This window comes from Kitasatospora sp. NPDC057692 (genome assembly GCF_042799475.1).
In the GTDB taxonomy this organism is placed as follows: Bacteria; Actinomycetota; Actinomycetes; order Streptomycetales; family Streptomycetaceae; genus Kitasatospora.
In genome coordinates this window covers 116,387-140,787 of record NZ_JBHVIV010000012.1, presented here as the reverse complement: position 1 = coordinate 140,787, position 24,401 = coordinate 116,387, and the positions used below count along the sequence as shown (strand labels likewise).

General features: G+C 72.7%; 22 protein-coding genes. 5 read left to right on the top strand and 17 right to left on the bottom strand.

The annotated features are described in order from the left end of the window. Positions 1-139 precede the first annotated feature (139 nt). Both ACFVFS_RS10565 and ACFVFS_RS10560 read left to right on the top strand, forming a co-directional pair. Entirely contained in the window at positions 140-1,072 is a 933-nt protein-coding gene (locus ACFVFS_RS10565) for an ABC transporter ATP-binding protein (RefSeq protein WP_380622346.1), read from the top strand. Then, a complete protein-coding gene (locus ACFVFS_RS10560; protein WP_380622344.1) occupies positions 1,059-1,943 on the top strand; it encodes an ABC transporter permease in 885 nt (294 codons plus the stop codon). Before ACFVFS_RS10565 ends, ACFVFS_RS10560 begins: the two co-directional genes overlap by 14 nt. Here ACFVFS_RS10560 and rarD read toward each other — a convergent pair. Both rarD and ACFVFS_RS10550 read right to left on the bottom strand, forming a co-directional pair. After that, positions 1,933-2,922: an EamA family transporter RarD gene (gene rarD / locus ACFVFS_RS10555; RefSeq protein WP_380622342.1), complete on the bottom strand. Its 990-nt coding sequence runs from the start codon at positions 2,920-2,922 to the stop codon at positions 1,933-1,935. The two genes, ACFVFS_RS10560 and rarD, sit on opposite strands and share 11 nt — an antisense overlap. 167 nt (positions 2,923-3,089) lie before the next feature. Further along, positions 3,090-3,941 carry an SDR family oxidoreductase gene (locus ACFVFS_RS10550; protein WP_380622340.1) on the bottom strand — a complete coding sequence of 284 codons (852 nt, stop codon included), beginning with the start codon at positions 3,939-3,941 and terminating at the stop codon, positions 3,090-3,092. Positions 3,942-4,056: 115 nt separating this feature from the next. Here ACFVFS_RS10550 and ACFVFS_RS10545 point away from each other — a divergent pair, with 115 nt between their 5' ends. After that, entirely contained in the window at positions 4,057-4,473 is a 417-nt protein-coding gene (locus ACFVFS_RS10545; protein WP_380622371.1) for a winged helix-turn-helix transcriptional regulator, read from the top strand. On the opposite strand, the gene ACFVFS_RS10540 is transcribed toward ACFVFS_RS10545, so the two are convergent. Next, positions 4,470-5,258, bottom strand: a complete 789-nt coding sequence (locus tag ACFVFS_RS10540) for a TetR/AcrR family transcriptional regulator (RefSeq protein WP_380622338.1) — start codon at positions 5,256-5,258, stop codon at positions 4,470-4,472. The two genes, ACFVFS_RS10545 and ACFVFS_RS10540, sit on opposite strands and share 4 nt — an antisense overlap. Before the next feature lie 44 nt (positions 5,259-5,302). On the opposite strand from ACFVFS_RS10540, the gene ACFVFS_RS10535 reads away from it, so the two are divergent. Both ACFVFS_RS10535 and ACFVFS_RS10530 read left to right on the top strand, forming a co-directional pair. Beyond that, entirely contained in the window at positions 5,303-5,503 is a 201-nt protein-coding gene (locus tag ACFVFS_RS10535) for a DUF6011 domain-containing protein (protein WP_380622336.1), read from the top strand. Positions 5,504-5,606: 103 nt separating this feature from the next. Then, positions 5,607-5,990: a VOC family protein gene (locus tag ACFVFS_RS10530; protein WP_380622334.1), complete on the top strand. Its 384-nt coding sequence runs from the start codon at positions 5,607-5,609 to the stop codon at positions 5,988-5,990. Positions 5,991-6,060: 70 nt separating this feature from the next. On the opposite strand, the gene ACFVFS_RS10525 is transcribed toward ACFVFS_RS10530, so the two are convergent. The 14 genes from ACFVFS_RS10525 to nuoE form a co-directional block, all read right to left on the bottom strand. Next, on the bottom strand, positions 6,061-7,113 hold the full coding sequence (locus tag ACFVFS_RS10525) for a 2-oxoacid:ferredoxin oxidoreductase subunit beta (RefSeq protein WP_380622332.1): 1,053 nt from the start codon (positions 7,111-7,113) through the stop codon (positions 6,061-6,063). After that, a complete protein-coding gene (locus ACFVFS_RS10520) occupies positions 7,110-9,089 on the bottom strand; it encodes a 2-oxoacid:acceptor oxidoreductase subunit alpha (RefSeq protein ID WP_380622330.1) in 1,980 nt (659 codons plus the stop codon). The genes ACFVFS_RS10525 and ACFVFS_RS10520 overlap by 4 nt, the downstream gene beginning before the upstream one ends. Before the next feature lie 234 nt (positions 9,090-9,323). Further along, positions 9,324-9,986, bottom strand: coding sequence for a LuxR C-terminal-related transcriptional regulator (locus ACFVFS_RS10515; protein WP_376093391.1), 663 nt, complete (start codon positions 9,984-9,986; stop codon positions 9,324-9,326). 124 nt (positions 9,987-10,110) lie between these two features. Next, positions 10,111-11,121 (bottom strand): polyprenyl synthetase family protein, encoded by a 1,011-nt coding sequence (locus ACFVFS_RS10510; protein WP_380622327.1) that lies wholly within the window; start codon positions 11,119-11,121, stop codon positions 10,111-10,113. A 255-nt stretch (positions 11,122-11,376) separates the two neighbouring features. Beyond that, a complete protein-coding gene (gene nuoN, locus ACFVFS_RS10505) occupies positions 11,377-13,014 on the bottom strand; it encodes an NADH-quinone oxidoreductase subunit NuoN (RefSeq protein ID WP_380622325.1) in 1,638 nt (545 codons plus the stop codon). Further along, positions 13,011-14,675, bottom strand: a complete 1,665-nt coding sequence (locus tag ACFVFS_RS10500) for an NADH-quinone oxidoreductase subunit M (RefSeq protein ID WP_380622323.1) — start codon at positions 14,673-14,675, stop codon at positions 13,011-13,013. The genes nuoN and ACFVFS_RS10500 overlap by 4 nt, the downstream gene beginning before the upstream one ends. A gap of 37 nt (positions 14,676-14,712) precedes the next feature. Continuing rightward, positions 14,713-16,608 carry an NADH-quinone oxidoreductase subunit L gene (nuoL, locus tag ACFVFS_RS10495; protein ID WP_380622321.1) on the bottom strand — a complete coding sequence of 632 codons (1,896 nt, stop codon included), beginning with the start codon at positions 16,606-16,608 and terminating at the stop codon, positions 14,713-14,715. Between the two features lie 13 nt (positions 16,609-16,621). Beyond that, positions 16,622-16,921, bottom strand: a complete 300-nt coding sequence (nuoK, locus tag ACFVFS_RS10490; protein ID WP_030300898.1) for an NADH-quinone oxidoreductase subunit NuoK — start codon at positions 16,919-16,921, stop codon at positions 16,622-16,624. Beyond that, a complete protein-coding gene (locus tag ACFVFS_RS10485) occupies positions 16,918-17,844 on the bottom strand; it encodes an NADH-quinone oxidoreductase subunit J (protein ID WP_380622319.1) in 927 nt (308 codons plus the stop codon). The genes nuoK and ACFVFS_RS10485 overlap by 4 nt, the downstream gene beginning before the upstream one ends. Beyond that, the gene (nuoI, locus tag ACFVFS_RS10480; protein WP_380622317.1) at positions 17,841-18,452 is read right to left on the bottom strand and encodes an NADH-quinone oxidoreductase subunit NuoI; all 612 of its coding nucleotides are present in this window, start codon (positions 18,450-18,452) and stop codon (positions 17,841-17,843) included. The genes ACFVFS_RS10485 and nuoI overlap by 4 nt, the downstream gene beginning before the upstream one ends. A gap of 6 nt (positions 18,453-18,458) precedes the next feature. Next, the gene (nuoH, locus tag ACFVFS_RS10475; RefSeq protein ID WP_380622315.1) at positions 18,459-19,817 is read right to left on the bottom strand and encodes an NADH-quinone oxidoreductase subunit NuoH; all 1,359 of its coding nucleotides are present in this window, start codon (positions 19,815-19,817) and stop codon (positions 18,459-18,461) included. Then, entirely contained in the window at positions 19,814-22,297 is a 2,484-nt protein-coding gene (locus tag ACFVFS_RS10470; RefSeq protein WP_380622313.1) for an NADH-quinone oxidoreductase subunit G, read from the bottom strand. Before ACFVFS_RS10470 ends, nuoH begins: the two co-directional genes overlap by 4 nt. Further along, positions 22,294-23,655, bottom strand: a complete 1,362-nt coding sequence (gene nuoF, locus ACFVFS_RS10465; RefSeq protein ID WP_380622311.1) for an NADH-quinone oxidoreductase subunit NuoF — start codon at positions 23,653-23,655, stop codon at positions 22,294-22,296. The genes ACFVFS_RS10470 and nuoF overlap by 4 nt, the downstream gene beginning before the upstream one ends. Next, complete coding sequence (nuoE, locus tag ACFVFS_RS10460) at positions 23,655-24,389, bottom strand: NADH-quinone oxidoreductase subunit NuoE (protein WP_380622369.1); 735 nt, start codon at positions 24,387-24,389, stop codon at positions 23,655-23,657. The genes nuoF and nuoE overlap by 1 nt, the downstream gene beginning before the upstream one ends. Positions 24,390-24,401 lie beyond the last annotated feature (12 nt).

Sequence of the window (24,401 nt, the reverse complement as noted above, 5' to 3'; positions counted from 1 at the left end):
GGGCTCCGCCTTGTGGGGCGGGGTTTTTGTGTGGGCGCTGCCGCCCTACCGGGTGGCGTTACGGGCGCGGGGGGGGGGGCGGGGGGGGGGGCCGCCCCCGGCCCCCGGTGCCGCTTCGCCCTCCCGCCCGTCCGACGACGTGATCAGGACCAGGGGTCTGACCAAGCGGTTCCGCGGCGGCCAGGTCGCCGTGGACGGGCTGGACCTGAGCGTCCCCCGGGGTTCGGTCTTCGGCTTCCTCGGCCCCAACGGCTCCGGCAAGACCACCACGATCCGGATGCTGATGGGCCTCATCGCCCCCAGCGCCGGGGTGGCGACGGTGCTGGGCGAGCCGATGCCGCAGTCGGTGTCCTCGGTGCTGCCCCGGGTCGGCGCCCTGATCGAGGGGCCGGCGCTGTACGGCTTCCTCTCCGGCCGGGACAACCTGGCCCGGTTCGACGCCGCCGACCCGACGTCCGATCCGCGCACCCGCAAGCACCGGGTCGCCGAGGCGCTGGACCGGGTCGGCCTGGCCGCGGCGGCCGGCAAGAAGGCCCGGGCCTACTCGCTGGGCATGAAGCAGCGGCTCGGCCTGGCCTCGGCGCTGCTCCAGCCGCGCGAGCTGCTCGTCCTGGACGAGCCCACCAACGGCCTGGACCCGCAGGGCATGCGGGAGATCCGGGCGCTGGTGCGGGAGGTCGCGGCGGAGGGCACCACGGTCTTCCTGTCCTCGCACCTGCTGGACGAGATCGAGCAGGTCTGCACCCACGCCGCGGTGATGTCGCGCGGACGGCTGGTGGTGCAGGGCACCGTCGCCGAGCTGGCCGCCCGGGCCCGGGGCCGGCTGGTGGTGCGGACCCCGGACACCCACCGGGCCGGCGAGGTGCTGCTCGCCCACAAGGTCACCGAGGTCCGGGTCGGCGACGACCGGGTGGACGGCGACGTCGGCGCCCTGACCGAGGACGCGCTGCCGGGGCTCTGCGCGGCGCTGGTCGCGGCCGAGGTCCGGGTGCACGGCTTCGGCGTGGAGCGGGGCACATTGGAGGACGCCTTCGTGGCGCTGACCGGGGAGGGCTTCGATGTCGCGGGCTGAGACGGTGCCGGCGGTCGCGGCCGCGGCGCCCGGGCGGCGGCCGCAGACGGCGGCCGGGTTCCTGGCGCTGTTCCGCAACGAGCTGCTGCTGACCTTCCGCCGGATGCGGACGATCGTGCTGCTGGCGATCCTGGCGGTGCTGCCGGTGCTGATCGGCGTGGTGGTCCGGATCGAGACGGACGGGGCGCGCGGCGGCGAGGGCCCCGCGTTCATCGCCCAGGTCACCCAGAACGGCCTGTTCCTGGTGTTCACGGCGCTCGCGGTGGCGCTGCCGGTCTTCCTCCCGATGACGGTCGGCGTGGTCGCCGGGGACTCGGTGGCGGGCGAGGCGGCCACCGGCACCCTGCGCTACCTGCTGGTGGCGCCGGCCGGGCGGACCAGGCTGCTGGCCGCCAAGTTCACCGCCGGACTGGCGTTCTGCCTGGCGGCGACGGCGACCGTCGCGCTGTCGGCGGTGATCGCCGGAACGGCGCTGTTCCCGGTCGGCGACGTCACGCTGATCTCCGGCGAGACCATCGGCCTCGGCTCGGCCCTGCTGCGGGCGGTGCTGGTGGCCGCCGTGGTGGCCGCCTCGCTGGCCGGGCTGGTCGCGATCGGGCTGTTCGTCTCGACGCTCACTGGCAGCGGGATCGCGGCGATGGCGGCCACCGTCGGCCTGGTGATCACGGTGCAGATCCTGGACAGCTTCCCGCAGCTGCACGCGATCCAGCCGTTCCTCTTCACCCACCACTGGCTCACCTTCGGCGACCTGCTGCGGGAGCCGATGTACTGGGACGGGGTGCTGAAGAACCTCGGGCTGCAGGCCGCCTACGTGGCCGTGTTCGGCTCGGCGGCCTGGTCCCGGTTCACCGCGCGGGACATCACCGCCTGACCGGCACCGCGTCGGCGGGGGCCGCGGCGGTGCCGCCCGGAGCGGCGGCCGTCCGGGCCCGGACGGCCGCCCGGTCGGCCCGGACCCGTCGCAGCGCGTCCCAGGTGAGCACCGCGAGGGCCGCCCACACCAGGGCGAAGCCGGCCCAGCGGGCGGGCGGCATCGACTCGTGGAAGACCGTGACGCCGATCAGGAACTGGAACACCGGCGCCAGGTACTGGAGCAGGCCGAGCATGCTCAGCGGCACCCGGACCGCGGCCGCGCCGAAGAACAGCAGCGGGACGGCGGTGATCACGCCGCTGAGCACCAGCAGCCCGGTGTGCCCCCAGCCGTACTCGCCGGCCACGGTGTGCCCGAAGGTGCCGCGCCCGGAGAACTGCAGGTACACCAGGTAGCCGAGGGCGAAGGGGAACATGAAGGCGCTCTCGGCGGCCAGGCTCTCCAGCCCGCTCAGCCCGACCGTCTTCTTGAGCAGCCCGTAGGTGGCGAAGGAGAGCGCCAGGGTCAGCGCGATCCACGGCAGCCGCCCGTAGCCGACGGTCAGCACCGCCACCGCGAGGACGCCGATGCCCACCGCCGCCCACTGGGCGGTGCGCAGCCGCTCCTTGAGCACCAGCACGCCGAAGGCGATGGTGACCAGCGGGTTGATGAAGTAGCCGAGGCTGGTCTCCACCACGTGCCCGGCGTTGACGCCCCAGATGTAGACGCCCCAGTTGACCGAGATCACGGCGGCGGCGGCGCCCAGCATGGCGAGCCGGCGGGGCTGGCGCAGCAGCGGGCGGATCCAGCCCCAGTGCCGCTGGACGACCAGCAGCAGCACGACCGCGACCAGCGACCAGACCATCCGGTTGGCCAGGATGTCGTCCGCGGCGCCGGGCTCCAGCAGCGGCCAGAAGAGCGGGAACAGGCCCCATATGCCGTAGGCCGCGAATCCGTACCAGAGGCCGCGCCCGGCCTCGTGCTGGGTTGTCTCTGGCATGGGCCGTCCGCTCCTCCGCGCGCGCGAGTGTCGAGCCGACGGTAGCGGGCACGGCCACGCCTGTCATCTCCGTATTCCGTTTTTGGTCATGACATTGCCGGGGAGCGCGGACGGCGCCCCCCCCGGCGGGTGGCCCGGGCGGCGCCGGAGCGCTCCCGGACCGGGGCTCAGGCGCCCAGCGCGGCCCGCACGCTCCGCGCCAGCGGAACGGTCGGGCGGCCGATCAGCCGGGCCAGGTCGCCCGGGGTGCCGGCCAGCTCGCCGCGCGCGATGCCGGCGTCGACGTCGACCAGGATCTCCGCGAAGCCCTCCGGCAGGCCGGCGCCGACCAGGATCCGCAGGTGCTCCTCCGGCGCCACCGGGTGGAAGTCGACCGGCCGGCCCGAGGCCTGGGCCAGCTCGGCGGCCAGCTCCGGCAGGCTCCAGGCGGCGTCTCCGCTCAGCTCGTACACCGCGCCCTCGTGGCCCTCGCCGGTGAGCACGGCCACCGCCGCGTCGGCGTAGTCCCGGCGCGGGGCGGTGGCGATCCGGCCGTCCCGGCCGGCGCTGCCGACCACCGCGCCGCGCTCGACCGTGCCGGCCGCGTCGCCCAGGTAGTTCTCGGTGTACCAGCCGTTGCGGAGCAGGGCGAAGGGCAGGCCGGACTCGCGGATGACCGCCTCGGTGGCCTTGTGCTCGTCGGCCAGCTTGAAGGTCGCCCCGCCCGGCGCACTGGTGTACGCGAGCAGCGCGACCCCGGCGGCGCGGGCCGCCTCGACGACGGCGGTGTGCTGCGGCACCCGGCTGCCGACCTCGCTGCCCGAGATGAGCAGCACCTTGTCGCCGGCGGCGAAGGCGCCCGCCAGGCTCTCCGGGCGGTCGTAGTCGGCCACCCGGACGGTCACGCCGCGATCGGCGAGGTCGGCGGCCTTCTCGGCGGAGCGGACGACCACCGCCACCTCGCTCGCGGGGACCTTGGCCAGCAGGCCGTCGACGACGAGGCGGCCGAGCTGTCCGGTGGCTCCGGTGACGACGTACATGGTGCTGCTCCCTGGGGTGGTTGTCCGTTGAACTTTCGGCTTCGCAACTCACTCTAGGGGTGGCACTAACCTTTCGTAAGTACGCACTTCAAAGTAGGGTACTGACATGCAGGTAATGAACACCGCGCCCCCGGCGCCCGCGGCGGGCCCCGGCGCCCCGGACCGCCCGCTGCCCCCGCCCGACGTCTTCGACCGGATGTGCCCGTCCCGCGGCGTCCTGGAACACGTCACCAGCCGCTGGGGCGTGCTGGTGCTGGGCGCGCTGCACGAGCGCGGCTACCGGTTCAGCGAGCTGCGCCGCCGGATCACCGGGGTGAGCGAGAAGATGCTCGCCCAGACGCTGCAGACGCTGGAGCGGGACGGCTTCGTGCTGCGCGAGGCCCACCCGGTCATCCCGCCCCGGGTCGACTACAGCCTGACCCCGCTCGGCCGGGAGGCCGCCCGGCTGGTCGCCGAGCTGGCGCACTGGACCGAGGCGCGGGTGTCCGTGGTGCAGGCCGCGCGCGACGAGTACGACGCCCGGGGGCGCTAACCGCCCCCGGCCTCGGCCCGGCGCCGCTCGACGAGGGCCGCCAGGCCGTCCAGCACCCGGGCCAGGCCGAAGGCGTACGCGTGGTCCGGGTCGTACGCCCCGCCGTGCGCCTCTCCGGCGGCCGCGCCGACCCGGGCCGCGACGGGGTGGCGCTCGGCGTCGAAGACCCGGGCGAGCAGCTCGGCGTTGGCGGCCCACCACTGGGCGTCGGTCAGCGCGCTCTCCTGCCGCGCGGCGCGCTCGTCCGCCGCCATCCGGGCACAGGTCTCCACGAAGCCCAGCAGGTGGGTGAGCGCGGCGTCCAGCTCGACGTCCGGCAGGCCGGTGCCCTCCAGGGCGCGCAGCTCGTACTCGTACTTCGCCATCAGGCCCGGCCCGAGCGGCGGGCGGCTGGTGGCGACCGCCGCCGTCCACGGGTGCGCGCGGTGCAGCGCGCGGTTGTCGTCGGCGACGGCGGCGGCCCGGGCCCGCCAGCCGTCGCCGTCGGGGGCGGTGCGGGGCATCGCGGCGTAGACCTTGTCCAGCATCAGGTCCAGCAGTTCGGCCTTGCCGGGCACATAGGTGTAGAGCGCCATCGGCGAGACGCCGAGCGCCTGGGCGACCCGCCGCATGGTCACGGCGTCCACCCCCTCGGCGTCCGCGATCGCGATCGCGGCGGCGGCGATCTCCGTCGGGGACTTCGCCTGCCGGGGCCCGCGCCGGCCGGGCTTCTCCTGCGCCGACAGGCCCCAGAGCAGCGCGAGCGTGCGCGCCGGATCCCCGGCGCTGCTGCGGTCACTGGCCATGCTCCCGATCCTTTCACGCCGGGCCCGCCGGTACGGTCGGGGCCATGACCGCCACCGACCCCGACCCGCTGCCGGGCACCGCCACCCCCGAGGCCGTCCGCCCCCGGGTCACCTGCCGCCGCTGCCACCGCCCGCTGCACGACCCGGAGTCGCGCATCCTGCGGCTGGGCCCCGAGTGCCGCGACCCGTCCGAGCGCGTCCCCCGCCACGAGGTCGACCAGGACCCGCTGCCCGGCCTGGACTAGGACACGGTCGACCCGGGTGACCGGGATCACTGTTCCGATATTCTCCGTACTGCGTATAGTGTACTGCGTACGGGATAATAGTCGACGAGAGGATCCACCGGGCATGCAGATCACCTCTTCCGCCGTTTCGCTCACCGTCGAGGACGTCGAGGCGTCCGCGGCGTTCCTACGGGAGCACTTCGGGTTCGCCGAGCAGATGGCGGCCGACGGGTTCGTCTCGCTCGGGCACGACAGCGCCGGGATGAACGTGGTGTTCCTGCGGCGCGGGATCGAGGTCCTGCCGGAGGGCGTCCGCGACCAGGTCGCCGCCGGGCTGATCCTGGCCTTCGTGGTCGCCGACGTGGCCGCCGAGGAGGCGCGGCTGCGCGCCGCCGGCGTGGAGATCACCATGCCGCTGCGCGAGGAGCCGTGGGGCGAGAAGCTCTTCCAGGTCACCGACCCGAACGGGGTCGTGGTCGAGCTGGTGGAGTGGGCCGAGCAGCGGTAGCGGCGGCGGCACGGCGGCGCCCCCGGCCGGGAGGGCCGGGGGCGCGCCGTGTTCCTCGGACCGGCCGGGCTCAGTCGACCGTCCAGGTGTCGCCGCCGGCGAGCAGCGCGGCCAGGTCGCCCTCGCCGCGGTCGGCGGCGGCGATGGCCAGCTGGTCGGCCATCAGCTCGTCGTACACCGGGCGGCGCACGTCGCGCAGCACGCCGATCGGGGTGTGGTGCAGGGTGTCCGCGTCGGCGATCCGGGAGAGCGCGAACGCCGCGGCCGGGCCGGCCGCGTGGGCGTCGTGGACCAGCACGGCCGACTCGTTCTCCGCCGTGACGGCGTCGACGAACAGCTCGCCGTCGGCGCCCCGGAAGACGCCCCGGGCGCGGTCCGCGCCGAAGCGGACCGGCTGCCCGTGCTCCAGCCGGATCAGCGCCTCGTCCCGGGTGCCGGCCTCCTTCAGCACCTCGAACGCGCCGTCGTTGAAGATGTTGCAGTTCTGGTAGATCTCGACCAGCGCCGTGCCCTCGTGCTCGGCCGCGGCCCGCAGCACCGACTGCAGGTGCTGGCGGTCGGAGTCGATGGTCCGCGCGACGAAGCTCGCCTCCGCGCCGATGGCCAGCGAGAGCGGGTTGAACGGGGCGTCCAGCGAGCCCATCGGCGTGGACTTGGTGATCTTCCCGACCTCACTGGTCGGCGAGTACTGGCCCTTGGTCAGGCCGTAGATACGGTTGTTGAACAGCAGGATCTTCAGATTCACATTGCGGCGCAGCGCGTGGATCAGATGGTTGCCGCCGATCGACAGCGCGTCGCCGTCGCCGGTCACCACCCAGACGCTGAGGTCGCGCCGGGACGTCGCCAGCCCGGTGGCGATCGCCGGGGCGCGGCCGTGGATCGAGTGCATCCCGTAGGTGTTCATGTAGTAGGGGAACCGGGACGAGCAGCCGATGCCCGAGACGAAGACGGTGTTCTCCCGTCTGATCCCCAGCTCCGGCATGAAGGCCTGCACCGCGGCCAGGATCGCGTAGTCACCGCAGCCGGGACACCAGCGCACCTCCTGGTCCGTCTTGAACTCCTTGGCGCTCTGCGGCGCCTCGGCCTTCGGGACCAGCTGCAACGAGCGGAACCTCTCGCTCATCGGTTGTCCTCCTCGTCCAGGGTGCCGATCGCCGCCCACAGCACGTCCGCCAACTGCGCCGCCTTGAAGGGCAGTCCGCGCACCTGGTTGTAGGACTCCGCGTCCACCAGGTACTTGGCGCGCAGCAGCAGCGCCAGCTGGCCGAGGTTCATCTCGGGCACGATGACCTTGTCGTAACTCCGCAGCACCGTCCCGAGATCGGCCGGGAACGGATTGAGGTTGCGCAGGTGCGCCTGGGCGATCAGGCCGCCGTCCGCGCGCACCCGCCGGACCGCCGCGGTGATCGGACCGTACGTCGAGCCCCAGCCGATCACCAGCACCCGGGCCTCGCCGTCCGGGTCGTCGACCACCGTGTCGGGCACCGTGATGCCGTCCACCTTGGCCTGCCGGGTGCGGACCATGAAGTCGTGGTTGGCCGGGTCGTAGGAGATGTTGCCGGTGCCGTCCTGCTTCTCGATGCCGCCGATCCGGTGCTCCAGGCCGGGCGTGCCGGGCAGCGCCCACGGGCGGGCCAGCGTGCGGGGGTCGCGCTGGTAGGGCCAGAACCCGCCGTCCTCGCGGTTCGGCCCGGTGGCGAAGTCCGGTTCGATCGCGGGCAGTTCGTCGACCTCGGGGATCCGCCAGGGCTCCGAGCCGTTGGCCAGGTAGCCGTCCGAGAGCAGGAAGACCGGGGTGCGGTAGGCGACCGCGATGCGGGCCGCCTCCAGCGCCGCGTCGAAGCACTCGGCCGGGGTGGCCGGGGCCACGATCGGCACCGGGGCCTCGCCGTTGCGGCCGAACATCGCCTGCAGCAGGTCGGCCTGCTCGGTCTTGGTCGGCAGACCGGTGGACGGGCCGCCTCGCTGGATGTCCACCACCAGCAGCGGGAGTTCGAGCGAGACGGCCAGGCCGATGGTCTCGCTCTTGAGCGCCACCCCGGGTCCGGAGGTGGTGGTCACGCCGAGCGCGCCGCCGAAGGCCGCGCCGAGCGCCGCGCCGATGCCGGCGATCTCGTCCTCGGCCTGGAAGGTCCGCACACCGAAGTTCTTGTGCCGGCTGAGCTCGTGCAGGATGTCCGAGGCCGGGGTGATCGGGTAGGAGCCCAGGTAGAGCGGCAGCCCGGAGCGCCGGGAGGCGGCGATCAGGCCGTAGGACAGCGCGAGGTTGCCGGAGATGTTGCGGTAGCGGCCCGGCGGCAGCTTGGCCGGCGGCACCTCGTAGGACACCGCGAAGGACTCGGTGGTCTCGCCGAAGTTCCAACCGGCCCGGAAGGCGCTGATGTTGGCTTCGGCGATCTGCGGCTTCCGGGCGAACTTGGTGCGCAGGAAGGACTCGGTGCCGCGGGTCGGGCGGTGGTACATCCAGGACAGCAGGCCCAGCGCGAACATGTTCTTGGCCCGCTCGGCGTCCTTGCGGGCGAGTCCGCTGTCCTTGAGCGCCTCCAGGGTCAGCGTGGTGAGCGGCACCTTGTGCAGGTGGAAGCCCTGCAGCGAGCCGTCCGCCAGCGGGTCCGCGCCGTAGCCGACCTTGGCCAGCGCGCGCTTGGTGAACTCGTCGGTGTTGACGATGATCTCCGCGCCGCGCGGCAGGTCGGGGAGGTTGGCCTTGAGGGCCGCCGGGTTCATCGCCACCAGGACGTTCGGCGCGTCCCCCGGGGTCAGGATGTCGTGGTCGGCGAAGTGGAGTTGGAAGGACGAGACGCCCGGCAGCGTTCCGGCGGGAGCGCGGATCTCGGCCGGGAAGTTGGGCAGGGTGGAGAGGTCGTTGCCGAAGGACGCCGTCTCCGAGGTGAAGCGGTCGCCGGTGAGCTGCATGCCGTCGCCGGAGTCCCCGGCGAACCTGATGATCACCCGGTCCAGCCGGCGGATCGGCTTGGCGCCCCGGTGCTGCGGACCGACCGGCACGGCAGGGCCGGAGCGGCCCCCGCCGGGCCCGGAGCGGCCCTCGTCGCCGTCCGAGCCGTCCACTGCTTCTGACTGATCGACCTGACTGGTCACTGCCGCGGACCTCCTCGTGGGAACCAGCCGCGGGCGTGAGCCGTGTGCCCCGTCCGCCTGGTGCACCTCTCGCATCCTATGCGGGTAAGGATTGCCTTGGACGGAACTCCCCGATGCGGCGGAAAATCACCGCCGCGCCCGGGGAAAACGCCGTGGACGACCGGTTTCGAACCCCGGAGCGACCAGGTGGTTCGGACACGAACACGCTCTTCGAACGGCCCGGCGGCAGGCCGGTCAGGAATTCAGATAAGTGAGCACCGCAAGGACCCGGCGGTGGTCCCCCGCGCTCTGCGAGAGCCCCAGCTTCTGGAAGATGTTGCTGACGTGCTTCTCCACCGCGCCCTCGGAGACCACCAGCTGCTTGGCCACCGCGGTGTTGGTCCGGCCCTCCGCCATCAGCCCCAGCACCTCGCGCTCGCGCGGGGTCAGCCCGGCCAGCACGTCGCCCTTGCGGCTGCGGCTCAGCAGCTGCTGGACGACCTCCGGGTCCAGCGCGGTGCCGCCCTCGGCGACCCGGACCACCGCGTCCACGAACTCGCGGACCTCGGCCACCCGGTCCTTCAGCAGGTAGCCGACGCCACGGGTGGAACCGGCCAGCAGTTCGGAGGCGTAGCGCTCCTCGACGAACTGCGACAGCACCAGCACGCCCAGCCCCGGGTAGAGGCCGCGCAGGGTGACGCAGGCGCGCAGGCCCTCGTCGGTGTGGGTGGGGGGCATCCGCACGTCGGAGACCACCACATCGGGCAGTGCGCCGCCGGCGGCCAGGTCGTGGATCGTCTTGATCAGCGCCTCGCCGTCCCCGACGCCGGCCACGACCTCCAGGCCGCGGTCGGTGAGCAGCCGGGTCAGGCCCTCCCGCAGCAGTACGGAGTCCTCGGCAATGACGACGCGAAGCATGGCGGCCTTCCGGGTGGGCGGTGCGGGCACGGTGCTGACGGGTGTCAGTCTCCCCCATCCGCGCAGCCCCCGGGACCACCGGTGGCGATTCGCCCCGCCCGCGGCGGGCGGGGCCGCCCGGCCGTCACATGGTGCGGATGGCCACCGAGTCGCAGAGCGCCTGCAGCGCCTCCTTGGCCGGGCCGTCCGGAAGCGGGTCCAGCAGCGCGCGGGCCTCCTCGGCGAGCCGCAGGGTCTCCCGGCGGGCGTGCTCCAGCGCCGGGTGGCGGCGCAGCAGCCGCAGCGCCTCGGCGTGCAGTTCGTCGTCCGAGAGGTCCTTGCGGAGCAGCTCGCGCAGCCGGGTGTCCGAGGGGTCGGCCGGGTCGGCGGGCATCTGGCGCAGCAGCAGGGTCGGCAGCGTCTCCACGCCCTCGCGCAGGTCGGTGCCGGGGGTCTTGCCGGACTCGTGGCCGTCGCTGGCGATGTCCAGGACGTCGTCGGCCAGCTGGAAGGCGATGCCGATCCGCTCGCCGAAGGAGCTGAGGATGTCGATCACCCACGGCTCGGCGCCGGCCGCCAGCGCTCCTATCCGGCAGGAGACGGCGATCAGCGAGCCGGTCTTGCCGGCCAGCACCCTGAGGTAGTGGTCGAGCGGGTCGTCCTCGGGGCCGGGCCCGGCGGTCTCCAGGATCTGTCCGGTGACCAGCCGCTCGAACGCGTCGGCCTGCAGCCGGACGGCCTCCGGGCCGAGGTCGGCGAGCACCTGGGAGGCGCGGGAGAACAGGAAGTCGCCGGTCAGGATGGCGACCGAGTTGTCCCAGCGCGAGTTGGCGCTGGGGGCGCCGCGCCTCACCGGGGCCTCGTCCATGACGTCGTCGTGGTAGAGCGTGGCGAGGTGGGTGAGCTCCACGACGACGGCGGCCGGGACGACCCCGGGCGCGTTGGAGTCGCCGAACCGGGCGGCGAGCAGCACCAGCAGCGGGCGGAAGCGCTTGCCGCCGGCCTCGATCAGATGGCTGGCGGTCACCGTGATGAACGGGACGTCACTCTTCACGGCGTCGGTGAGCGCGATCTCCACCGCGTCCATCCCGGCCTGGACGTCGCGGGTCAGATCGCGGTCCTGCACGCTGAGCCCAAAGGGTCCCACGACGGTCACGAAGACCACTCCTCTGTCCCTGGTCGATCTAGCGGCCCGGTCCCTGAGTGCCGCCGCTGGCCATACAGGCAGGGTATCCGGTCGCGAGTGGATCACTGCACGGGCGTGCGGCTCTGTCATGACCGAGGCGTCCCCGCTGGCCAGCGCGGATGCCCCGACAACGGGTCCGGGTCGCGTCCGCGGACGCGACCCGGACGGTCGGGGGGCCTGGGCGCGGCCGCCGCCGGGGCGATCGGCCGGGCCGTCGGCGGGCGGTCAGCCGACGAAGAACACGGCCTTCGAGGCGAGGTCCAGGAAGTACTGCGGCAGCAGTCCGAGGCCCACCGTCACCACGACGCCGACGCCGATCGCGGTCGCCGTGAAGGCGCTCGGGATGGCCACGGTCGGGCCGCCGGGCTGCGGGTCGGAGAAGAACATCAGCACGATGACCCGGATGTAGAAGAACGCCGCGACCGCCGAGCTGAGCACGCCCACGATCACCAGCGGGGTGGCCCCGCCGGCCGCCGCGGCCTGGAACACCGCGAACTTCCCGGTGAACCCGGAGGTCAGCGGGATGCCCGCGAAGGCCAGCAGGAAGAGCGCGAAGACCGCCGCGACCAGCGGGGAGCGCCGGCCCAGGCCGGCCCAGCTGGACAGGTGGGTGGCCTCCCCCTTGGAGTCGCGCACCAGGGTCACCACGGCGAACGCGCCGAGCGTCACGAACGAGTACGCCAGCAGGTAGAACAGCACCGAGCCGACGCCCTGCCGGTTGCTGGCGATCACCCCGGTGAGGATGAACCCGGCATGCGCGATCGAGGAGTACGCCAGCAGCCGTTTGACGTCCTGCTGGGTGACGGCCAGGACCGCGCCGACCACCATGGTGAGGATCGCCACACCCCAGAGCACCGGCCGCCAGTCCAGCCGCAGCGCCGGGAAGGCCACGTAGAACAGCCGCAGCACCGCGCCGAACGCGGCCACCTTGGTCGCGGCCGCCATGAAGCCGGTGACCGGGGTCGGCGCGCCCTGGTAGACGTCCGGGGTCCAGGAGTGGAACGGCACCGCGCCGACCTTGAAGAGCAGGCCGACCGCCAGCATCGCCAGGCCGACCAGCAGCAGGGCGTCGTTCTGGGTCGAGGAGACCAGCGCCGGGGTGAGCAGCGCGTTGCCGGAGATGACGTCGGCGATCTCGCCGAGCCGCACGCTGCCCGCGAAGCCGTACAGCAGCGCGGTGCCGAACAGGAAGAACGCCGAGGCGAAGGCGCCGAGCAGGAAGTACTTGACCGCCGCCTCCTGGGAGAGCAGCCGGCGGCGCCGGGCCAGCGCGCAGAGCAGGTAGAGCGGGAGGGAGAAGACCTCCAGCGCCACGAACATGGTCAGCAGGTCGTTGGCGGCCGGGAACAGCAGCATCCCGCCGACCGCGAACATGGTGAGCGGGAAGACCTCGCTGGTGGTGAAGCCGGCCCGGATCGCGCCGCGCTCCTGCTCGCCGCCGGGGGTGGCGGAGGCCTGGGCGGCGAACGCGTCGGCGGGCGCTCCCCCGGCCTTGGGCTCCAGCCGGCGCTCGGCGTAGGTCAGCACCGCGACCACCGCGACCAGCAGGATGACGCCCTGGAGGAAGAGCGTCGGGCCGTCCAGGGCGACCGAGCCCATCGCGACCGCGTCGACCTTGGTGGTGCCGTAGCCCTGGGCGGCCAGCACCAGGACGGCGACGAACGCGCCGGCCAGGCCGGTCAGCGCGGTCACCACCTGGGCCCAGTGCCGGAGCCGCCGGGGCAGGAAGGCCTCCAGCAGGATGCCGGTCACGGCGGCGCCGAACACCACCAGCATCGGCGAGAGTTGGCCGTACTCGATGTGCGGTACGGGGATGCTCTGGGTCCCGCCGCCGGCGGCGGCGAGCCATCCGCTGCTGCTCACTTGTGCTCACCTCCTGAGCGGGCGGTCCCGTCCTGGCCGGTCCCGTGGTCGGCGGCGACCGGGTGGGCCGGTGCCGGGTCGGTCTGGTGCACCTGCGAGAGGGTCGCGTCCACCGAGGGGTTGACGATGTCGGTGAGCGGCTTCGGGTAGACGCCGAGCAGCACGGTCAGCGCCACCATCGGGGCCACCACGGCGAGTTCGCGGGCCTTGAGGTCCGTGATGCCGCCGACGCCCTCCTTGACCGGGCCGGTCATGGTGCGCTGGTAGAGCAGCAGGGCGTACAGCGCGGCGAGCACGATGCCGAGGGTGGCGACGATGCCGATCGCGGGGTACCGGGTGAAGGTGCCGACCAGGACGAGGAACTCGCTGACGAAGGGCGCCAGTCCGGGCAGCGACAGGGTGGCCAGTCCGCCGATGAGGAAGGTGCCGGCGAGCACCGGGGCGACCTTCTGCACGCCGCCGTAGTCGGCGATCAGCCGGGAGCCGCGGCGGGAGATCAGGAAGCCGGCCACCAGCATCCACACGGCGGTGGAGATGCCGTGGTTGACCATGTAGAGGGTGGCTCCGCTCTGGCCCTGGCTGGTCAGCGCGAAGATGCCCATGATGATGAAGCCGAAGTGCGAGATCGAGGCGTAGGCGACCAGCCGCTTGATGTCCTTCTGGCCGATGGCCACCAGCGCGCCGTAGAGGATCCCGATCACCGAGAGGACCAGGATCGCCGGGGCGAAGGTCTTCGAGGCGTCCGGGAACAGCCCGAGGCAGAAGCGGAGCATCGCGAAGGTGCCGACCTTGTCGACCACGGCGGTGATCAGCACGGCGGTGCCGGCGGTGGCCTCGCCCATCGCGTTCGGCAGCCAGGTGTGCAGCGGCCAGAGCGGGGCCTTGACCGCGAAGGCGAAGAAGAAGCCGAGGAACAGCGCCTTCTCGGCGGTGCCGCTGAACTGCAGCCGGCCGTCGGCGACCGCGCCGGTGAGCGTCCGCAGGTCGAAGGTGGCCAGGCCCTGGTCCTGCGCGATCACGTACAGGCCGATCACGGCGGCCAGCATGACCAGGCCGCCGAGCAGGTTGTACAGCAGGAACTTGACCGCCGCGTAGGAGCGCTGGCGGGCCGACTCGGGGCCGCCCGCCCGGTCGCCGAAGCCGCCGATGAGGAAGTACATCGGGATCAGCATGGCTTCGAAGAACACGTAGAAGACGAAGACGTCGGTGGCGTAGAAGGAGACGACCACCATCGCCTCCACCGCCAGGACCAGGGCGAAGAAGCCCTGGGTGCGGCGCCGCGCCTCGAAGGTGTCGGGGTCGGCCGCCCCCTCCCGCGCCGGGGCGGCCGGGTCGGCGTCGTGCCAGGAGGCGAGCAGCACCACCGGCACCAGCACGGCGGTGAGCAGGGCGAGGACGGCGCCGATGCCGTCCACGCCGAGCGCGAAGGTGATGCCGAAGGAGCGGATCCAGCTGTAGGACTCGGTCAGCTGGTAGCGCGCGCCGTCCGGGTCGAACCGCGCGGCGACCACGGCGGCCAGCACCAGGGTGACCGCGGAGAAGGCCAGGGCCGCGGTCTTCGCGGCCCGTCGCCGGCCCTCGGTGGTCCCGGCCGGCAGGGCGGCGGTGACCACCGCGCCGGCCGCCGGGACCGCGCAGGTGGCGGTGAGGAGGACGCTCATGCCCCGGCCTCCTGACGGTGTGTGTGATGGGGAATCATCAGACGGACCTCATCAGGAGAGTCGTGGCGACCAGCACCAGCGTGCCGCCGAACATGGAGAGCGCGTACGAGCGGACGTAGCCGTTCTGGATCCGCCGCAGCCGGCTGGAGACGCCGCCGATGGTCGCGGCCAGGCCGTTGACCAGGCCGTCCAGGCCGCGGCTGTCGAAGTACACCAGGGCGGCGGTGAGCGCCGAGCCGGGACGGACCAGGACCGCGTGGTTGAAGTCGTCCTGGAGGAGGTCGCGGCGGGCGGCCCGGGTGAGCGGGGAGCCGTAGGGCGGCACCACCGGGACGGCGGAGCGGCCGTACACCAGGTAGGAGAGGGCGACGCCGACCACCATGCAGGCGCTGGTGAGCAGGGTGACCACCAGCGGGGCGAGCGGGGAGTTCCCCTCCTCGTGGCCGGTGACCGGCTCCAGCCAGGTGAGGAAGGAGCTGTCGAACGCGAACAGCCCGCCCGCGAACACCGAGCCGAACGCCAGCACGATCATCGGAATGGTCATCGTGCGCGGCGACTCGTGCGGGTGCGGGTCGTTGCCCTGGGCGTCCGGCTGCCAGCGCTTCTCGCCGAAGAAGGTCAGGATCATCACCCGGGTCATGTAGAACGCGGTGACCGCGGCGCCGGTCAGGGCGCACAGGCCGAGGATCCAGCCCTCGGTACCGCCCTTGGCGAAGGCCGCCTCGATGATCTTGTCCTTGGAGAAGAACCCGGACAGCCCCGGGAATCCGATGATCGCCAGGTAGCCGAGGCCGAAGGTGACGAAGGTGACCGGCATGTACTTCCGCAGGCCGCCGTAGTGGCGCATGTTCACCTCGTCGTTCATGCCGTGCATGACCGACCCGGCGCCGAGGAACAGCCCGGCCTTGAAGAAGCCGTGGGTCACCAGGTGCATGATCGCGAAGGCGTAGCCGATCGGGCCGAGGCCGGCCGCGAGGATCATGTAGCCGATCTGCGACATGGTCGAGCCGGCCAGCGCCTTCTTGATGTCGTCCTTGGCGCAACCGACGATCGCACCGAAGAGCAGGGTGACCGCGCCGACCACCACGACGGCGGTCTGGGCGTCCGGCGCCAGGTTGAAGATCGCCCCGGAGCGGGTGATCAGGTAGACGCCGGCGGTGACCATGGTGGCCGCGTGGATCAGCGCGGAGACCGGGGTCGGGCCCTCCATCGCGTCCCCGAGCCAGGACTGCAGCGGCACCTGCGCCGACTTGCCGCAGGCCGCGAGCAGCAGCATCAGGCCGATCGCGGTCAGCTTGCCCTCGCTCGCGCTGTCGGCGGTGGCGAAGACCGGGTCGAAGGTGAAGGAGCCGAACTCGACGAACATCAGCATGATCGCGATGGACAGGCCCATGTCGCCGACGCGGTTGACGATGAACGCCTTCTTGGCGGCCGTCGCGGCGGTCGGCTTGTGCTGCCAGAAGCCGATCAGCAGGTACGAGGCGAGGCCGACGCCCTCCCAGCCGAAGTACAGCAGCAGGTAGTTGTCGGCGACCACCAGCAGCAGCATCGCCGCCAGGAAGAGGTTCAGGTAGGCGAAGAAGCGGCGGCGGCGCTCGTCGTGCGCCATGTAACCCACCGAGTAGAGGTGGATGAGCGTGCCCACGCCGGTGATCAGCAGGACGAAGGTCATCGAGAGCTGATCGAGCTGGAACGCGATGTCGGCCTGGAAGCCGTTCACCGGGATCCAGCTGAACAGGTGCTTGGTGACGGCGCGGTCCTCGGCGTCCCGGCCCAGCATGGACGAGAAGAGCGCGAGGCCGAAGCCGAAGGACAGTGCGGCGAGCGCGGTGGCCAACCAGTGGCCGAACCGGTCGAAGGCCCGTCCGCCGAGCAGCAGCAGGGCGGCGCCGGCCAGCGGGGCCGCGACCAGCAGCGGAATGAGAGAGTTCACCGAGGCCCTCCGCCTACAGCTTCATCAGGTTGCTGTCGTCGACCGAAGCGGAGTGCCTGGTCCGGAAGATCGAGACGATGATCGCGAGGCCGACCACGACCTCGGCCGCCGCGACCACCATGGTGAAGAACGCGATGATCTGGCCGTCCAGGTTGCCGTGCATCCGGGAGAAGGTGACCAGCGCCAGGTTGGAGGCGTTGAGCATCAGCTCGACACACATGAACAGCACGATCGCGTTCCGCCGGATCAGCACGCCGGAGGCGCCGATGGTGAACAGCAGGGCGGAGAGATAGAGGTAGTTGACCGGATTCACTCCGCCCCCTCCTCGTCGGGGTCGGACGCCGGGCGGGTCGCCGGCGCCTTGTGGTTGGCGGCCACCGGCTCCAGGGCCTGGCGCGGTCCGGCCACCGGCGGGCGCTCGGACGGCGGGCGGCCCAGCCAGTCGGCGGTGGTGGACTCCAGCTCGGCCATCCGGGCCAGCATCTCCTGGCTGACGTCGCGGATCTGGCCGCGCTCGCGCAGGGTCGCCATGACCGAGTCCTCGGCGATCGAGCCGTCCGGCAGCAGGCCCGGGATGTCCACCGCGTTGTGCCGGGCGTAGACGCCGGGCGCGGGCAGCGGCGGGACCTGCAGGTTGTCCGCGATGCGCTGGGCGGCCAGCTCGCGCTGGGTCTTCGGGGCCTTCACGTGCTCGCGGTGGGTCAGCACCATGGCGCCGATCGCGGCCGTGATCAGCAGCGCGCCGGTGACCTCGAAGGCCCACACGTACTTGGTGAAGATCAGCCGGGCCAGGCCCTGGACGTTGCCCTCGGCGTTGGCCTCGCCGAGGCCGGCGAAGGTGTCCAGCCCGGCGTTGGCGATCCCGGCGACCAGCAGCGTCCCGAAGCCGAGGCCGCAGACCACGGCGGCGAACCGCTGGCCCTTCAGCTGCTCCTTCAGCGAGTCCGCGCTGGTCACACCGACCAGCATCACCACGAACAGGAAGAGCATCATGATCGCGCCGGTGTAGACGACGATCTGCACCACGCCCAGGAACACCGCGCCCTGGGCCATGTAACAGACCGCCAGGGCGAGCATGGTGGCGGCCAGGCAGAGCGCGCTGTGCACCGCCTTCTTCATCAGCAGCATGCCGAGGGCGCCGCCGACGGCGATCACCGCGAGCACCCAGAACTGGACGGCCTCGCCGGTGGAGGTCGCGCCGGTGACGGCGGCGAGGGTGGCGGGGGCGGCGGTCACGACTGCGCCTCCTTCTCCCGCTCGGTGGGCTCCTGGCGCTCGGTGCCCGGCGCCGCCGCGGTGATCTCGCCCCGGTAGTACGCGCCCTCGTCGGCGCCCGGGAAGATCGCGTGCGGGGTGTCGACCATCCCCTCGGAGAGGCCGGCCAGCAGCTGCTCCTTGGTGAAGATGAGGTCCTTGCGGGAGGAGTCCGCGAGCTCGTACTCGTTGGTCATGGTGAGCGCCCGGGTCGGGCAGGCCTCGATGCACAGGCCGCACAGGATGCAGCGGGCGTAGTTGATCTGGTAGACCGCGCCGTAGCGCTCACCGGGCGAGTAGCGCTCCTCCTCCCGGTTGTCCGCGCCCTCGACGTAGATGGCGTCGGCCGGGCAGGCCCAGGCGCACAGCTCGCAGCCGACGCACTTCTCCAGGCCGTCCGGGTGCCGGTTGAGCTGGTGGCGTCCGTGGAAGCGCGGAGCGGTGGGCTTCTTCTGCTCCGGGTACTGCTCGGTGAGCCGCTTCTTGAACATGGCCTTGAAGGTCACGCCGAAGCCGGCGGCCGGTCCGAGGATGGACGGCTTCTCGGCCCGCTCGGGCCGGTCGGTCCGGGGGTTCTGGTCGGACGACATCTCGGTTCAGCTCCCTTCGGAATGGTCGGCCCCGTTGAGGGCGTCCTGGAGTTGCTTCGGGGCGCGGCTGCGCCGGCGCGGGACCGCCGGGAGCTGCTGGCCGGGCAGGGGCGGAACCGGGTAGCCGCCGGCCATCGGATCGAACGCGCCGCCCGGCGCGCCGTCCTCGGCCTCCGGCCGGCGCTTCACGGCGTCCCGCAGCAGGCCGAGCAGCAGCAGCGCGCCGACCGGGGCGCCGACGTACAGCACCACCTGGCCGAAGCCGTAGCCCTCGTTGCGCAGCGCCCGGACGGACGCCACCATCACCAGCCAGACCAGCGAGACCGGGATGAGCACCTTCCAGCCGAGCTTCATGAACTGGTCGTAGCGGAACCGGGGCAGGGTGCCGCGCAGCCAGATGAAGAAGAACAGCAGCAGCTGGATCTTGAGGACGATCCAGAGCAGCGGCCACCAGCCGTGGTTGGCGCCCTCCCAGAAGGTGGAGACCGGCCAGGGGGCTCGCCAGCCGCCCAGGAACAGGGTCGAGGCGACGGCCGAGACGGTGACCATGTTGACGTACTCGGCCAGCATGAACATCGCGAACTTCAGCGAGGAGTACTCGGTGTTGAAGCCGCCGACCAGCTCGCCCTCGGCCTCCGGGAGGTCGAACGGCGCCCGGTTGGTCTCGCCGACCATCGCCACGATGTAGACGATGAACGACACCGGCAGCAGCACCGCGAACCAGGTCGGCTGCTGCGAGGAGACGATCTCCGAGGTGGACATCGAGCCGGAGTAGATGAACACCGCCGCGAAGGACAGGCCCATCGCGATCTCGTAGCTGATCATCTGCGCCGAGGAGCGCAGGCCGCCGAGCAGCGGGTAGGTCGAGCCGGAGGACCAGCCGGCCAGCACGATGCCGTAGATGCCGACCGAGGCGGTGGCCAGGACGTAGAGCAGCGCCACCGGGAAGTCGGTCAGCTGCATCGGCGTCCGGGTGCCGAAGATCGAGATCTCGTCGCCGGCCGGGCCGAACGGGATCACCGCGAAGGCCATGAACGCCGGGATGGCGCAGACGATCGGGGCCAGGATGTAGACCGCCTTGTCGGCGCCCTTGACCACCAGGTCTTCCTTGAGCGCCAGCTTCACGCCGTCGGCCAGCGACTGCAGCAGACCCCAGGGGCCGTGCCGGTTGGGCCCGATGCGCAGCTGCATCCAGGCCACCACCTTGCGCTCCCAGACGATCGCCACGAGGACCGTGCCGACCAGGAAGGCGAAGCAGAACACCGCCTTGAGCAGGACCAGCCACCAGGGGTCGCGGCCGAAGAAGCCCAGCGTCTCGTACGCGGCGAGGTCGTACCCGGCGAGCGGGTGCGCGGTGGGGTTCACTTCTCCTCCTCGTCGGACTCGACGCCCTGCGCCGGGGCGATGGTGACCAGGTGGCCGGTGATGGTGCCGAGCGTGCGGTGGGCACCGCCCGGGGTGGAGTTGAGCGGGATCCAGACCGTGCGGTCCGGCATCTCCTTGCCGATCTCCAGCGGCAGGGTGAGCGAGCCGGCCGGCCCGGACAGCCGCAGCGCGGGGGCGTCGACGGCGCCGATCTCCTCGGCGGTGGTCGGCGAGATCCGGGCCACGGCCGGGTGCCGGGTGCCGGCCAGGTGCGGGTCGCCCTGCTGGAGCGAGCCGCGGTCGAGCAGCAGGCGCCAGCTGGCCAGTACCGCCTGGCCGGTGGCCGGGCGGGGCAGCAGGCCGGGGTGGGCGGCCGGGGCGGCCGGGCGCTCGCCGGCCCACGGCGCGAACCGGTCCAGCTCCAGCCGGGCGGCGCGGACGTCCGGCAGGCCGAGCCGGTGGCCCAGCGCGTCGGCCAGCATGTTCAGCACCCGCAGGTCCGGGTGCAGGTGACGGCCCATCTGCTGGTCCGGCTTGAGCGCGGCCTCGAACATCCGCACCCGGCCCTCCCAGTCCAGGAAGGTGCCGGCCTTCTCGGCGACCGCGGCCACCGGCAGCACCACGTCGGCGTGCGCGGTGACGGCGGACGGGCGCAGCTCCAGCGAGACCACGAACGGGACGGCGGCCAGCGCCAGCTCGGCCTGCGCCGGATCGGCGAGGTCCTCCGGGTCGAGGCCGCCGACCAGCAGCGCGCCGAGTTCGCCGCCGACGGCCGCGCCGAGGATGTCCTCGGTGTCCCGGCCGGGCCGGTCGGGGAGCTCGGGCAGGCCCCAGACGGCGGCGGCCTCGGCCCGGGCGGCCGGGACGTTGACCGGACGGCCGCCCGGCAGCAGGCCGGGCAGCGCGCCCGCCTCGACCGCGCCGCGCTCGCCGGCCCGCCGGGGGATCCAGGCGAGCCGGGCGCCGGTGGCGTGCGCCAGCCGCAGCACGGCGGTGAGCGCGCCCGGAGCGGCGGCGGCCCGCTCGCCGACCAGGATCACCGCGCCGGGAGTACGGAGCAGTCCGGCCGCGCGGCCGGCCTCGTCGTTGAGCGGCTCGTCGGCGGCGAGCGCGGCCAGCCACTCGGCCTCGGTGCCGGGAGCGGCGGGCAGCAGCGCCCCGTGCAGCTTGGCCAGGCCCCGGGAGGCGTGCGCCGCGATCGAGAAGACCGCGAGGCCGCGGTTGCGGTTGGCCTTGCGCAGCCGCAGGAAGACGATCGGCGACTCCTCCTCGGGCTCCAGGGCCACCAGCAGCGCCACCGGCGCGGCCTCCAGGTCCTGGTAGGTCACGCCCTCGCCGCTGATGTCCACGCCCTGTCCCGCGACCGCGGCGGCCAGGAACTGCGCCTCCTCGCCGCTGTGCGGGCGGGCCCGGAAGTCCACGTCGTTGGTGCCGAGCACCACCCGGGCGAACTTGGCGTAGGCGTAGGCGTCCTCGACGGTGACCCGGCCGCCGGCGAGCACGCCGGTGCGGGCCTCGCGCAGCCCCTCGGCCGCCCGGGCCAGCGCCTCCGGCCAGGAGGCGGCGACGAGTTCGCCGTCCCGGCGGACCAGCGGGGTGGTGAGCCGGTCGCGCTGCTGGGCGTAGCGGAAGGCGAACCGGCCCTTGTCGCAGTTCCACTCCTCGTTGACCGCCGGGTCCTCGCCGGCCAGCCGGCGCAGCACCTTGCCGCGCCGGTGGTCGGTGCGCTGGGCGCAGCCGGACGAGCAGTGCTCGCAGACGCTCGGCGAGGAGACCAGGTCGAACGGGCGGGAGCGGAAGCGGTAGGCGGCCGAGGTGAGGGCGCCGACCGGGCAGATCTGGATGGTGTTGCCGGAGAAGTACGACTCGAAGTCGTCGCCCTCGCCGGTGCCGACCTGCTGAAGGGCGCCGCGCTCGACCAGGTCGATGAACGGGTCCCCGGCGATCTGCTGGGAGAACCGGGTGCAGCGGGCGCAGAGCACGCAGCGCTCCCGGTCCAGCAGCACCTGGCTGCTGATCGGCAGCGGCTTCTCGTAGGTGCGCTTCATCCCCTCGAAGCGGGAGTCCGCGTCCCCGGTGGACATCGCCTGGTTCTGCAGCGGGCACTCGCCGCCCTTGTCGCAGACCGGGCAGTCCAGCGGGTGGTTGATCAGCAGCAGCTCCATCACGCCGCGCTGGGCCTTCTCGGCGACCGGCGAGCTGAGCTGGGTGCGGACCACCATGCCCTCGGCGACCGGGACGGTGCAGGAGGCGACCGGCTTGCGCTGGCCCTCGATCTCGACGATGCACTGCCGGCAGGCGCCGGCCGGGTCGAGCAGCGGGTGGTCGCAGAAGCGCGGGACCTGGGTGCCGATCTGCTCGGCGGCCCGGATCACCAGCGTCCCCTTGGGGACCTGCACTTCGACCCCGTCGATGGTGAGCGTGACCAGCTCGACCGCGGCCTGCCCGCCCGTGGAGGTGGAGGGTTCTGTGATCGTCACGCGTGCACCTCCCTTTCGGTGGCGGACTGGTGGCCGGGGCGGGGGCCGTCGGCCCAGACGGTGGAGGCGGCCGGGTCGAACGGGCAGCGGCGCTCGGCGAGGTGCTGCTCGTACTCGGCCCGGAAGTGCTGGAGCGAGGAGACGATCGGACTGGCCGCGCCGTCGCCCAGGGCGCAGAAGGACTTGCCGTTGATGTTGTCGGCGATGTCGAGGAGCTTCTCCAGGTCTCCCTCGGCGCCCTGGCCGGCCTCGATCCGCTTGAGCAGCTGGACCAGCCAGTAGGTGCCCTCGCGGCAGGGGGTGCACTTGCCGCAGGACTCGTGGGCGTAGAACTCGGTCCAGCGGGTCACGGCGCGGACCACGCAGGTGGTCTCGTCGAAGATCTGCAGGGCCTTGGTGCCGAGCATCGAGCCGGCCGCGCCGACGCCCTCGTAGTCGAGCGGGACGTCGAGGTGCTCGTCGGTGAACATCGGGGTGGAGGAACCGCCCGGGGTCCAGAACTTGAGCCGGTGGCCGGGGCGGATGCCGCCGCTGATGTCGAGCAGCTGGCGCAGGGTGATGCCGAGCGGGGCCTCGTACTGGCCGGGGTTGGTGACGTGGCCGGAGAGCGAGTAGAGCGTGAAGCCGGGGGACTTCTCGGTGCCCAGGCCCTTGAACCAGTCCTTGCCCCGGGCCAGGATCGGCGGCACCGAGGCGATCGACTCGACGTTGTTGACCACGGTCGGGCAGGCGTAGAGGCCGGCGACGGCCGGGAACGGCGGGCGCAGCCTGGGCTGGCCGCGGCGCCCCTCCAGCGAGTCGAGCAGGGCCGTCTCCTCGCCGCAGATGTACGCGCCGGCACCGGCGTGGACGGTGATGTCCAGGTCGAGGCCGGGGCCGAGGGCGTCCTTGCCGAGCAGCCCCGCCCCGTAGGCCTCGGCGACGGCGGCCTGGAGCCGGCGCAGCACCGGCACGACCTCGCCGCGCAGGTAGACGAAGGCGTGGTCGCAGCGGATCGCGTAGGACGCGATGATCATGCCCTCGATCAGCGAGTGCGGATTGGCGAACAGCAGCGGGATGTCCTTGCAGGTGCCAGGCTCGGACTCGTCCGCGTTGACCACCAGGTAGTGCGGCTTGCCGTCGTTCTGCGGGATGAACTGCCACTTCATCCCGGTGGGGAAGCCGGCGCCGCCGCGGCCGCGCAGGCCGGCGTCCTTGACCAGGGCGATCACGTCGTCCGGGGGCATGGCGAGGGCGGCCCGGAGCCCTTCGTACCCGGCGTGGCGGCGGTAGGTGGCCAGGCTCCAGGGGCGGGTGTCGTCCCAGCAGGCGGAGAGGACGGGGGTGAGCAGCTTCTCGGCCGGCTCGGCGGAGGTCATCACGCGTCACTCCCTTCCTGGCCGGTGCCCTCGTGACGGGGCGAGACGACGCGGGTGCCGCCGGTGCCGGGCAGGGCCTCGCCGCGGGCCAGCCGCAGGCCGGCCAGCGAGGGGGCGCCGCCGGCGCCGGACTCGTCGACGGCGCCGGGGCGCTCGTCGGGGAAGCCGGCCAGGATCCGGGCGGTCTCCTTGAAGGAGCAGAGCCGGGCGCCGCGGGTGGGGACGGCCTCGCGGCCCGCGCGCAGGTCGTCGACCAGCCGTTTGGCGCTCTCCGGCGTCTGGTTGTCGAAGAACTCCCAGTTGACCATCACCACGGGCGCGTAGTCGCAGGCCGCGTTGCACTCGATGTGCTCGATGGAGATCCGGCCGTCCCCGGTGGTCTCGTTGTTCGCGATCCCGAGGTGCTCCTGGAGCTCCGCGAAGATCTGGTCGCCGCCGAGCACCGCGCACAGGGTGTTGGTGCAGACCCCGACGTGGTACTCGCCGGCGGGCCGGCGCCGGTACATCGTGTAGAAGGTGGCGACGGCGGTGACCTCGGCGGTGGTGAGCTCCAGCTGCTCCGCGCAGAACCGGATGCCGGTCGGGCTGACGAAGCCCTCCTCGGCCTGCACCAGGTGCAGCAGCGGCAGCAGGGCGGACCGGGCCACCGGGTAGCGGCCGATCAGCTCCGCGGCGTCGGCGGCCAGCCGGGCGTGCACCTCCTCGGGGTACGGACTGGCCGGCAGCGCCGGCATCCCCAGTTGGAC